Annotated in this window: 6 protein-coding genes; all 6 read right to left on the bottom strand. The window is 56.3% G+C overall.

What is annotated here, in order from left to right; all coding sequences use genetic code 11:
• Positions 1 to 9: 9 nt before the first annotated feature.
• The 6 genes from HMPREF2527_RS08795 to HMPREF2527_RS08770 all read right to left on the bottom strand — a co-directional run bounded on the left by HMPREF2527_RS08795 (position 10) and on the right by HMPREF2527_RS08770 (position 12,454).
• Positions 10 to 960: a glycosyltransferase family 2 protein gene (locus HMPREF2527_RS08795; protein WP_070507823.1), complete on the bottom strand. Its 951-nt coding sequence runs from the start codon at positions 958 to 960 to the stop codon at positions 10 to 12.
• Between the two features lie 11 nt (positions 961 to 971).
• On the bottom strand, positions 972 to 1,760 hold the full coding sequence (locus HMPREF2527_RS08790) for a CDP-alcohol phosphatidyltransferase family protein (protein ID WP_049345169.1): 789 nt from the start codon (positions 1,758 to 1,760) through the stop codon (positions 972 to 974).
• Positions 1,761 to 2,238: 478 nt separating this feature from the next.
• Positions 2,239 to 5,664, bottom strand: a complete 3,426-nt coding sequence (locus HMPREF2527_RS08785) for a fibrinogen-like YCDxxxxGGGW domain-containing protein (RefSeq protein ID WP_246823876.1) — start codon at positions 5,662 to 5,664, stop codon at positions 2,239 to 2,241.
• 220 nt (positions 5,665 to 5,884) lie between these two features.
• A complete protein-coding gene (locus HMPREF2527_RS08780; RefSeq protein ID WP_044150700.1) occupies positions 5,885 to 6,745 on the bottom strand; it encodes a hypothetical protein in 861 nt (286 codons plus the stop codon).
• A gap of 345 nt (positions 6,746 to 7,090) precedes the next feature.
• Positions 7,091 to 9,559, bottom strand: coding sequence for a fibrinogen-like YCDxxxxGGGW domain-containing protein (locus HMPREF2527_RS08775; protein WP_049352020.1), 2,469 nt, complete (start codon positions 9,557 to 9,559; stop codon positions 7,091 to 7,093).
• A 528-nt stretch (positions 9,560 to 10,087) separates the two neighbouring features.
• The gene (locus tag HMPREF2527_RS08770; protein WP_070507819.1) at positions 10,088 to 12,454 is read right to left on the bottom strand and encodes a fibrinogen-like YCDxxxxGGGW domain-containing protein; all 2,367 of its coding nucleotides are present in this window, start codon (positions 12,452 to 12,454) and stop codon (positions 10,088 to 10,090) included.
• Between the last annotated feature and the right edge of the window lie 145 nt (positions 12,455 to 12,599).

The raw sequence follows: 12,599 nt of genomic DNA, 5'->3' as shown, positions 1-12,599 counted from the left end.
GATACCTGGTTAGAGACCTCGACCGGTCTTCTGGACGAGATCAAGAAGAGTAGCGGGCTTAATAAGACCGGTGGACACAACATACGCCGCCCAAGCACGAAGCTGCATGGGGTCGCGGCGCAGAGCCGCGCGAGCGTACGCGCGCGCCTCCTTGTTGTTGCCCAGCGACGCCTGAGCGTACGCAATCTGACCGGCGATACGTGCCAGACCCTTGGGATCCTGCTCGAATTCAGGGAACTTACGCAGAATGTAGCTCAGACCGTCAACCATGGACTGCCACTTGCCGGAGAAGAAGGAAGGGCGGTCCCAGAGCACCAGAATCAGCGGTTCGGGCACGCTCAGTACATCGCCGTGACGGGTTGCACGCAGCAGCAGGTCGTAGTCTTCACCGTAGGCGGCGGGCAGTTCCTCATCGACCAGGCCGATGCGGGCGGGCTTACCGTCAACGCCGAGCAGATCCTCGCGGGAGTACAGCATGGCGGAGGGGTGAATTTCGGTAATGCGCGAACGCAGGAAGTCTGCGAAGGTTGCGCGCTCGGGCGCCAGGCGCACGATATCCTGACCGCCGGAGCGGACGGTAATACCCGAAGAGATAGCGGTTGCTTCGGGGTTTTCGCGCCAGAGAGCGACCTGCTGGGTGAGCTTGGAAGGCATCCAGTAGTCGTCATCATCGCAGAAGCCAATCATCTCGCCGCTGGAGGCGATGATGCCGCTGTTGCGGCCGCCAGCCAGACCGCCGGAGCGGGTGTTGGAGACAATCTTCAGGGCACGGTTTTCGCCGACCTCAATGTCCTCGAGGCGGTCGGGCTCAACGCGGTCAAAGACAACAACAACTTCAACGAAACCGCGGTAGCTCTGCTCAAGGATGGAGCGGACAGCCACGCGCAGCAGTTCGGGGCGCTTGCCGTTGGTTGCGATAACGGCGGAAACAGCAGGGTTGCGAGAGGTGAAGTGCATCATTGGGGTTCTCCTTACTCAGCGGGGGTCGCGAGGCTAACGTACTTGCGACGCATGGACAGCAGGACGGTTGCGGCATTAGCCAGCAGAAGCAGCGCGTAGACGATGACGAACACGGGTCCGAAGCCAAGGAAAATGTAGATCCAGCAGAGGGTACCAGCGTCCATGTGCAGGTTGATGAAGGAGCGCAGGGGGCCACCGGTCGGGGGAGCAGCGGTCTTGCGGTTGTTGCGTAGCTGCTCAGCAAGAATCTGGCTCATGAAGTGACCGGCGGTCAGCGCGGTGAAAATCATGGGCATCGCAATGATCCAGCCGTTGAATGCGTTGGAACCGGTAAAGGAGTAGTGCGCAGGGTACAGCAGGAAGGAGAGCAGAGTTGCCATGTGCACGGAGGGCACACGGATGGAGTCGACCACATGGTCGAGCCACTCACCGGCGGGGGAGGACGCGCCGGTCACGCGAGCAACCTGGCCGTCAGCGGAGTCCAGGCCGTAACCGAGAGCGAAAAGCAGTGCAACGCAGATGCCCACACCAATGCTGGGAGGGCAGGTAATCAGAACGATGAGGCCTGCAGCGGAACATGCAGCGGAAATCGCGGTGACGCCGTTGGGGGTGATGCCCAGAGCGACAGCTGCCGCGGCGAAGTAGCGTGCTACTCGGCGGTTGACCCAGCGGGTGTAGGCGGGAACGCCAATGCCGGGCTTCTGCGCTGCTTCAAGAGAGCGCAGGGTGTGAGAAAACTTCGCAGAAAATCCCGATGCGGGTGCGGAGTTCGGGGCGTGAGGTGCCTCAGAGGTGGACATGCACATTCCTTTTTAATCGGTGAGAGGAGTGAAGGAGAGTGAATTACTCCCTTTCGGGGTGGTTGCGAGAAAGTCCGGAAGTCTCGCACGCGAAAAAAGAGGTGGTTGGTCCCTTTTTTCACGTACACCACTATATAGATATTTTACAACGAGATGAAGTGCAACAGGGGGCGTGTGGTCAGGGTCAACAATTGTGTCGTAAAAACCCTCTGACAATGCGCTTTGGTGCAGATTTGCGGGATCCTTCGGGTAGGCTTGGTGTGCTGTTAGAGGGGGTTATCGGCGCTTTGTTCTCGTGAATTGTGGATTTAGAAAACATTTCTGAACATTGTGCAGAGAGGCACATGACAGAAGCACAAATAATGGGAATAAATGATGCAAAAAACACGGAAAAGTGGGGAATATACGCAAATGGGGTTTGATTTCCTGAATCATTCAGAAAATCAAACCCCATTTAGCTGAGATTATCTAGAAGGTATTAGTTCCTTCGAGACTGCATCGGAACGCGGGTTCCGACTCCGTTATTGACGATGCGTCGCTCGCCCTGGCCGGCTGCCGCGTTGTTCGCGTTGTCGACCACGGGCTGCTCAGCCTCGTGTGCGGCGGGAGCATCCGCCTCCTTGTCGCCTTCCTTCTCGGCGGGCTGCTCAGCAACCGGTGCCTTGGAGGTAGCCTGCAAATCGAAGCTCACATTCGGGCGAACGTTACGTCGGCTAATGCCCGGGTGAACCTCAACAGCGATGAGGTTCTCACCAGCCTTCAGCTGAGAAGCCGGAACGGTGAAGGTCACCGGAGTCTTCTGAGCCGTAGCGGTATCAATCGAGCTCGATGCAATCGCGCTATTCCACAGCTTTCCACGAGTGTCAAAGTTGGAACGACCAACCTCTTCACCGTTGACACCCACCGCAATAGCGTCATCCGCGTAAGTGGTCAGCACGAGATCACGGCTGGCCTGCTCACGAGTGAGCTGGATGGTGGTGTAGGCGTAGATATTGTGGCGGGAACGCACGAGCGGAACCTTAACGGAGGTGTTGAGGTTACCAGTACCGACCCCAATCGGGGTCTTGCCGGTCTGCCATGCTTCCTGCGCAATATCTTCCAGGCTGAAGTGGAAGTTGTACTTCCAACCGTACTTACGGTTGGGAGCCTGGGTAGAGACCATGTACTTCCAATCCGAGGCGTAGGGCAGAACAATCTGGTCCTTAGCGGCTTCTTCCTTCGGATTCTCAGGCTTGGGATCGGCGGGCTTAGGCTCCTCAACCTTCGGGTCCGGATCCTGGACCTTCGGTGCCTCAGTAGTCGCTTCTGCACTCGGGGTAGCGCTTGCCGAAGCACTGGGGTCAGCGCTCGCGGTCGGGTCAGCAGCTGCAGTCGGATCCACACTTGCCGTCGGGTCAGCGGTAGGAGTCTCGGTTGCGGTCTCCGTGGGGGTAGGAGTCGGGCGAACCGGAGCTACCTGAACCGGAGTGGATGCAGAGTAGTTATCCGAGCTGTCCACTGCACGCACAAAGTAACGTGCGTTATCGGTGTGGTCAATCTCGAACTTCGTACCCGAAGTGCTAGCGATAACTCGGTCGTCACGCAGAATCTGGTAGCGGACACTACCGGTATCCTGCACGGCATCCCAGGTCAGAACGTCCTTATCGTCCTTCAGCTCAACCTTCAGGTTCTGCGGGGTAGGCGGAGGAGCCACATCGCGAGCCTCAAAGCGCGCAAAACCGACGGTATCCTGAGTACCGTGAACACCCAGCGAACGGTGAATATCGCCGCCAACCCACAGGGTGCCCTTCGAATCCACGAAAGACTCCCAGATACCGAATCCGTGGTCACCCTTAATAGCAGGGGAGAACTCCGGCAGCATCTTACCGCTGTCCTTATCGAAAGCAGCAACCAGCTTGACCGAGTGAATCACGCTCGAACCGCCCACGGGGGTCCGCTTGTTACGCGAATCCTGGTAGAGGAAGTCGCCGCAGTGGCAGGCGCCGTAGATGGTGTTACCGTGCAGGTGCAGATCCTGGAAGTCTCCACCATCGCGGGTAATCGCGGTGTAGGTGGGGGTCAAGGACGCCTTATCGTAACGAGAGATGAGGTGCTCGGTACCGCCCACCCAGACGCCGGTACCGGCATCCTGGACGTCGAACTGGAAACCCCAAATTTTGGTTTCATTACGCAGGTCAGAGACATTAGCGCCAGCAGGAATCTCAGACTGCTGGTACGCCCACGGGCTGCCCTTCTGCATATGCTGAGTAATATCAGCCACGCGGTAGGCAAGGCCACCGTTGAGCCAGGTGAAGTAACCGGCTACGTAAACATGAGAGTTATCAGCGGAGGCGCTAATACCGTTGACAGTACCGTTGAACACCTGGCGCCAGTTACGGTCTATACTCACAATACCGGGCACACCGTTAGAAGGCTCGCCCAACTTAAAACGGGCAATATTGCGCGAATACGCCTCACCCGCCTTTTCACTTTCATAAATGTGGGTAAAGGTGCCGCCAATATACACGTAGTCACCCTGACGGTGAATGGTCTTCACTGTCATGACCTCGGTACGAATGCGATCTTCGACTTTAACCTGGGCCCATTCAGGGGCAACTTCACCGGTTGTGGCGTCAACAACGACGAAGCTCTCATGCTTCTCACCGTTAACAAGCTTGAAGTTACCGCCAACAGCCAAACGGTTATTCGGCAGAGCCTCAACAGCCTTCACCTGACCGTCAACAGTCAGCTTAAAATCGCGGCGCAACTCGCCGGTCACCGGGTCAAAAGCAGCAATATTAGATTGCGCAACACGCTCACCGGTAGAGGACTCAAGGTACTCGAAGTCGCCACCAATAAACACGCTGGAGGTGCCGTTACCGTGATCGACCTCGGTAATGGCCTCAACGTAGGTGTTCATTTCGCCGGTTTTACCGGAGGCGGTCCTGGCGCTGGTTCGCCAGCGCCAATCCGCCGAACGGCTATTGGGCAGGGCACGACGAGCGCTCGCCGGGGTACCGGAATCCGGGATAGCGCCCAGGTTCAAATCATTCTGGGTCAGCTTCGGGCGCAGGAACATCTGGGTGTAACCGAAAGAGGCCTCACCGTTGCTTTCCTTACCGTAGATGTAGGAGTTCCGCGCATCGGTGATTGCCGGCTCAGAGCCATCCTGCGAAATGGGAGAGTTTGCACCGTAACGGAAACCCATACGGTAATCCTGGGACGCCAACTCATCAAACATCAAAGTCTTGAAGCCGTTGTTCTGTCCACGCAGAATGTGGTCTTCCCACGTGCCATCAGGCCAGTCCCTGCGGCCATTTTCATTGTAGGAAGAGAACTCGTCAGGGTTCGTGACGATCGTATTCGACCAGACAGCGCTCGAGCGCAGAGCCCAGGTCCACTCGGAAGTCTGACGGCGGTCAACCGTCACCTCCTGCCACTTGGTGCCCGAGGTGTTTAGGGCACGGCGGAAACGGTAACCGTCGGGCAGCTGATCGGGACGAACGCCGTTGAGCAACTGAGAAATAGTGGTGCCCGAAAGCTGAATCGGGGTCTTCGCGGCGGGTAGGGAGCTCAGCGCCTTGCCCTGTTCAAGAGTCATACCGGATGACGCGGGTGCGGCATCGCTGTAGAGCTGCGAAGTATCGCCCTGACCCTCATAGTTTTCGGTCCAGCCGTCACGGCCCTCACCAATCTTGACCCAGCCGCCGCCATCAGTTTCCTGATCGCAGTAGAACTGGGTCGGCTGGCTCATCGCGGGAGTGTACAGCCAGTAGGCGCCGCTCTTTGCCTCGGGGTTAGCCTGCTTGGCTTCCCAACAGCTAGCGGCAGCACGCTCGGAGGTCGTGCCATTGTAGAAAGCAGAGTCCCTTTTTTCCGCAGTCTGTTCGACAGCGGTACTCGGCGTAATAGCGGGGATAGCCACGGGCAAAGCCAAAGCCGTAGCAATGCTCAAGCAAAGAGTTGAGCGGGTTATAGCAGAACGAGAAAAGCCAGAGCCCGTCATGCCAAGGTGGGCTTTCATAATATCTCCAAATGAATGCCAAGAAATGTTATCGAGTGCGCATCAACATTAATGCGCTATGGATGATAATGCGCGGTTTCTAGCGAATCGTAGCTGGAAGCCGGCATCTCTTAATTAGACCCTAACAATCAGGATTGTTCGGGAAATCATGGGTCGCAATCTTCCACTGACCATCGACCTGAACGAGGGTGTAAATATTGAGTGAACGCTTGGGAGAATTGTCATCCTTAACGGGCTGATTATTCTCGTCATAGATCTTCACAGAGGAAGAATCCATGCATACTTCCAGCATGCGCGCGGGCTGACCCTTGTACTGAGTCTCAGTCATACGGGGAGTGCCCACCACAGTGGAAGAACCTTCATAGTGCCAGCCTGCCAGTGCGTATTCGGAAGCCTGCACGGCAAACTCAGCGGCAGCGGAATCAACAGCCACAGCCTCGATGGAGCGAATCGTCTCATCATCGAGAACGGCACGAGCCTGCTCAACGTTCTGCTGCTCAGCTTCTTCGTCGCTGGTCGGATCAGCAGTGCGCTCCGGGGACGGAGCGGCAGAAGGAGCTGCCTTAACCTTGGTCAGAATGTTTTCAAAAGAATTGACCAGTTCGGTGGTCTTCTTCACTTCTTCAGTGTCAACGGGCACGGAAGAAGCATTCTTCATTTCCTCCGAACCGGTGTAAATCTCTTCAAGCTTCTGACCGTCAGAAGAAGTGGCCTCAGCATCTGCCTTGGGGGACGCCTCGCCCGAAGCCTCAGCGGACGCAGAAGCGGTGCCCTGCTCAGAAACCTGGGGGGAAGCGCTCGAAGACTTGTTTGAGGAAGCATGCGCCGACGCGGAAACGCTCGCGGACGCAGAAGCAGGCGAAGAGCTATCGGAGCTCGGGTTTTCAGTAGCGCAAGCGCTCAGGACCAGGGCGGATACCGCAACGGTACCCAAGGTGCCCAGAAGGCGGGACCGGGAGGGGTACTTGAAGAACACTGACATGGAAGCCTCTTTAGTGGTTGGAGTGAGAATGACTATATTCCGGAAGATAATACCTTGCACGGCGGCAAAGCACCTAAAGGCTAACACGCAAAGCTGGGAAAATACTTAGACTTACAAAAATAACGTTTTTATAAATGATGAGAATAAGCCCTAACTAATGCTCTATTTTGACTCGATTAGAAGGTAAGTATATATCTCTGCATGAAAAAACCTTCATGTAAATGAATGAAATAGATTCACTATGTGCAAAAAAAATCCCGGGCTGGTTTAAAACCAGCCCGGGAGAATAGGGCGAACATCACTAAAATTATTTGTCACAAAAGCGCATATCGCCCTGATGAGGTGTTATGCTGCCTGGACAGCCTCGGTGCTTGCCGAATAGTTATCTGCAGTATCTACCGCGCGCACATAATAGCGGGCGCCATCGCGGTGATCCACCGAATAGCTCGTACCCGTAACCGTCGCAATAGGACGATCATCGCGCAGAACCTGGTACTTCACCCTACGCTCGGAAATACCCGACCATGTCAGCTGATCCTTGGAACCGTTCGTCGTGACCTTCAGATCGCTCGGGGGAGCCGGAGGGGTCACATCACGAGGAGCATAACGCGCGAAGCCAATAGTCGGCTGTACGCCATTAGCGCCCAGCGACTTACGGATATCGCCACCAACCCACAGAGTGCCCGTGGAATCCACGAAGGACTCCCACACACCGTATCCATACGCGCCGTTCATAATCGGTGCGAACTCCGGCAGCATCTTACCGCTGTCCTTATCGAAAGCCGCTACCAGGCGAATGGTCTGAGCGTTAGTCGCGTTCTCCCACTCCGAATAGACCGTATCTGCACCCTGGAAGAGGAAATCGCCGCAGTGGCACGCACCGTAAATGGTGTTACCGCTCAGATGCAGATCCTGGAAGTCACCACCCTCACGAGTAATTGCGCTGTCGGTGCGGCGCATCGAGCTCTTCTCGTAACGGGTAATCATATGCTCGGTGCCACCCACCCAGACGGAGGAACCAGCATCCTGAACATCGAACTGGAAGCCCCACATCCTGCGCTCGTTTTTCAAATCCCAGGTTTGGGCATTCTTGGGGGTGTATGAAGGACGGTGGTGCCAAGCCACCGGGTTCGTGCTACTGCCTTGCATATGAGCGAGACGGAACGCCTCCTGGTTATTCAGCTGGGTGAAGTAACCAGCGACGTACACATCGGCATTGCCCTCAGAAGCGCTCACGCCGTTAACTGTGCCATTAAAGACCGGACGCCAGTTCCAGTCCACCTCACCGTTGCTCAACTTAATGCGAGCCAGGTTCCTCGCATACGCGTAGGTGGGGGAGGTCTGGCCCTTCAAGTGAGTGAAGGAACCACCAATGTACAGGTAGCCATCACGCACGTGCAGGGTCTTAATCTGTACCGGTACGGAAGCAATGCGGCTAACCACGCGGATATCCCAGTCCTTAGCAACCTGACCGGTCTGCGGATCCAGAATTACAAAACCGTTGTAGTACTCGCCGTTCACCTGGTCGAAAGAACCACCCACAGCAAGCAGGCCGTTCGGCAGAGCCTCAACCGACTTCACCTGACCGTTAATCTTCGGGCGGAAGGAACGGCGCAGCTCGCCGGTACCCACCTCGTAACCAGCCAAGAAAGCCTGCTCAACCTTCTCACCGCTTGCCGACTCAACGTACGCGAAATCGCCACCGGTAAAGACAGCGCCACCGACCTCGGTGATAGCCTCAACCTGGGTGTTCATCTCACCCTTCTTGCCGGTACCGGTCTCAGCGCTGGTACGCCACTTCCACTTCTCGGAGTAGCTATTGGGTAGCGCGCGGCGGTTACTTGCCGCAGCGCCCTGCTGGCCATAATCATGCAGACCCTTAGCCACCAAATCGTTCTGAGTCACCTTCGGGCGCAAGAACATCTGAGTAAATACCAGGGGAGTGGTCGAATCATCCGCCGGGCGGTAAATATACGCCGAAGGACGGTTCATCAGGTAGGTCTCGGTCCACCATGTAATCTTGGCGTTGCGACCGTAGGTGAAGCCCAGCTTGTAGCCCTGCGATGCCTTCTCTTCGAAGTTCAGGGAACGGAAATCATCAGAATCATGGGTGAAGATGTTACCAGCCACCTGACCACGGTTGGCGTAGTCATAACGGTTACTGTACTGCCAGGTGTTTTTGACCGAAATATTTGACCAGAACATCTTTGAACGCAAAGTCCAAGTCCATTCGGTACTGGAATCACGGTGAGCCTTAAAATCCTGCCAGGTAGTGCCCTCAACGTTCATCGCGCGATGGAAACGCACGCCATCGGGCAAATCCTGCGGACGGGTACCGTTCAGTAGCGCGTTCACGGTCACGCCGGAGAGCTGCACCGCATCAAAGCCGGTCGGGTTCTTATACAGCTGATCGGCATTACCGCGACCGTAGTAGTTCTCAGTCCAGCTCTCACGACCGCGGCCAATCATAACCCAGCCGCCGCCATCAGTTTCCTGATCGCAATAGAACTGCTCAGGAGCACTCATCGCAGGGGTGTACAGCCAGTACGCGCCGCTCTTGCCACGCGGATTATTCTGCTTAACCTCCCAGCAGCTCGCAGCCGCGCGCTCACTCGACGAACCGTCATAGTAGCGTGCATCAGCAGCCTGCGCGCCCGAAGCAATCGGACCCAAAGAAGCCGCAACCATCGCAAAAGAAGCAGCCGCCGCACCCAAAGCACGGGACCCGGAGCGAGAAGCTACGCGAGAGCCCTCAGAAGCGGAGGAAGCAGCACCCTGCGCGCGCCCTCCACGCGTGAACGGAAGAAAATTCATTTGTCTCTCCTAGAGACCTCAACCGGCACACAGCAGAAAACTGCAATTCACACAGCAACACCCACCCCACACAAGGCACAGCATAGTGACCAGGCATCGGGGTAAGGGGGAAGCGTTATGAACTGCGCTAACAGCGAGTCTGTAGCCGGAATCAGTGAGTGTAGTTATCGGAAATTGAATGAATACGCCCCACCCCTCACGCACGAAGCCAACAATGGCACTGTACCCGTACGAAGCGGAACGCTAAAAATCTGTGAAGTTTCCTCTGTCGTACCAACAGCGAAGAAACACCACAGACCAAGATTCAGCCCATCATCGGAAAGGACGGAAGCAACCCATCCGACGCAATGAATCCCAACCCATCATAGCCGCCGCAGAGGCGAAGAGATAGCAAACTGGGAAAACCGGACCGAACCAAAACTATAGAGGGCATACACCCCGGGTGCACCGCCGCCTGACCCGGACCCCGCAAACCCTGCAGAGCCCGAACCAGGCGGCGGCTCAAAGAAACTAGATCAACAATCTGACCTAAGCCTGAGCAGCTCCTGTGGAAGCCGAGAAGTTCTCAGACGCATCGATGGAACGCACATAGTAGCGAGCGCCATCAGTATGCTCAACCTCGTAGCTGGTGCCCGAGACCGTAGCAATCACACGGTCATCACGCAGCACCTGGTAGCGAGCACCGCTCTCACGAACACCAGACCAAGACAGCTTATCGGTCGAGCCATCACGCTGAACCGACAGATTCGACGGAGTCGACGGGGCGGTCACATCGCGAGAAGCAAAGCGAGCGAAACCGACAGTGCGCTGCTCACCATTAGCACCCAGCGAACGGTTAATGTCGCCACCAACCCACAGATTGCCGCGAGAATCCACGAAGGACTCCCAGACACCGTAGCCGCTAGCGCCCTTCAGAACCGGGCTGAACTCACCGATAACCTCGCCGCTGTCCTTATCGAACGCTGCGACCAGGCGCATACGGTGAACTGCCTTCGACTCCTTCCAGTAGGTGTGGTAACCGGTAGAGCCCTCAAAGAGTACGTCACCGCAGTGGCATGCACCGTAAATGGTGTTACCGCTCAAGTGCAGATCCTGCCAGTCGCCACCGTACTTAGAAATCGACGAAGAAATACGGCCGTAACCATTCTTCGAGTAGTTCGCAATCAGGTGGTCAGCACCGCCAGTCCACACAGTCGAGCCGGCATCCTGAACATCGAACTGGAACGCGTACACAATACGGTCAGTAATGTTCAGCTTCAACGACGGCTCCCACTCCCACTTAATGTTCGAAGCGTTAGAACCATTCAAAGCAGCCAGACGGAACGCACGCTGGTTATTCAGCTCAGTGAAGTAACCCGCAGCGTGAACAGTGGAATTATCCGAGGCGGCAGTAATGCCGTTGACCGTACCGTTGAAGTTCGGGCGCCAGTTCCAATCCACCTCGCCGTTCGAAAGCTTAATACGAGCGGCACCACGCGAGTAAGCGTACGCCTTAGAAGTATTGCCCTTCACGTGGGTGAAGTTACCGCCAATATACAGGTAACCGTCCTGAACCAGCAGAGTCTTCACCTGTGCGGCATCGCCATTGCGACGCTGAATCTGAAGGTCCCAGGTGCGGTCAATCTGACCGGTGGTCGCGTCCAGAATGACGAAGTGGTTAACCTTCTCGCCATTCACCTCGGTAAATTCGCCGCCAACTGCCAGGCGGTTATTCGGCAGAGCCTCAAGAGCCTTAATCTGGCCGTTGAAAGTCGGGCGGAAGGAACGAACCAGCTCACCCGAATCCACGTTGTAACCAGCCAGGTACGACTGATCAACGCGCTCGCCGCCAGCCGACTCCACATACTTGAAGTCGCCACCGGTGAAGACGGTGTCGCCTACCTGAGTAATAGCCTGAACGTAAGTGTTCATCTCGTTCTTCTTGCCGGTGCCAGTCTGTTCACTGGTGCGCCAACGAACGGGCATCGTGTAGCTATTGGGCAGAGCACGACGGTTGCTGGCGGCAGAGCCAGAACCAATCTGCGAGAAGTTCAAGTCACGCTGAGTCAGCTTCGGGCGCAGGAACACCTGAGTGAAGGGGATAGAGTAACCGAAGGAACCGCGCTTGTGGTAAATATACGAATCAGAATTCTCATTACCGAAGTTCACCAGTGCACCGTACGCAAAACCAATCTGGTAGCCCTGGTTCGGGTTCGCGAAGAAACGAACAGAGCTGGTGGTAATGCCCGGAGCCATCTCCGAAGCGGAACCGCCCATATGAGCGGTGCGGTTAATGCCGGCGCCGGTGAACTTCACGGTGCCCCAACGCTGACCGTAGCTCATCGCCCAGGTCCACTGCTCAGTCTGAGGACGCTGAACATAAACGTTCTGCCACTGGGTTCCCCTCGCATTGTGAGCACGGCGCAGGCGCATGCCGTCGGGAAGGTCCTGAGGCTTAACGCCGTTCAGCAGCGCATCGACAGTGTTTGCGGGAAGCTGGACCGGAGTAAAAGCGGCAGGACCGGTGGGGTTCTGGTGCAGTTGATTCGGGTCGCCGGTGCCGTTGTAAGACTCGGTCCAACCCTCACGACCGCGACCAATCATGACCCAGCCGCCGCCATCAGTTTCCTGATCGCAGTAGAACTGCGCCGGGCCGCTCATCTGCGGGGTGTACAGCCAGTAAGTGCCAGAGGAGGCAGAAGGATTAACCTGCTTGACCTCGTAACAGGAAGCAGCTGCTTTATCGCTGCTGGAACCGTCATGGGTTCCGGTCGCAGCCGAGGCGGGAGTAGTAGGAGTAAGAGGTGCCGCAGTGAAAGCGGTACCAAAAGCGAGTGCGAAAGCGGCCCACTTTTTAGCAGACCATGAATGGACATGGCGCTTTTCAGCGGGTTTGTTCGTGTATGTGGTTGTCATATGCGTCTTTCTGATGCGACGTTCCGGAAGAAACATCGAAAGATACGGTGAATTTAGCGCACTAGAAAAACCGCAGTAAATACTGAAAACCTGAGGTTGGTTGGAAGAGGTAAACAGAATCCGGAAGGGGATATACTGTCTGGTT

The organism is Rothia sp. HMSC071B01, assembly GCF_001808945.1.
In the GTDB taxonomy this organism is placed as follows: Bacteria; Actinomycetota; Actinomycetes; order Actinomycetales; family Micrococcaceae; genus Rothia.
This window is presented reverse-complemented; position numbering and strand designations above follow the sequence as displayed.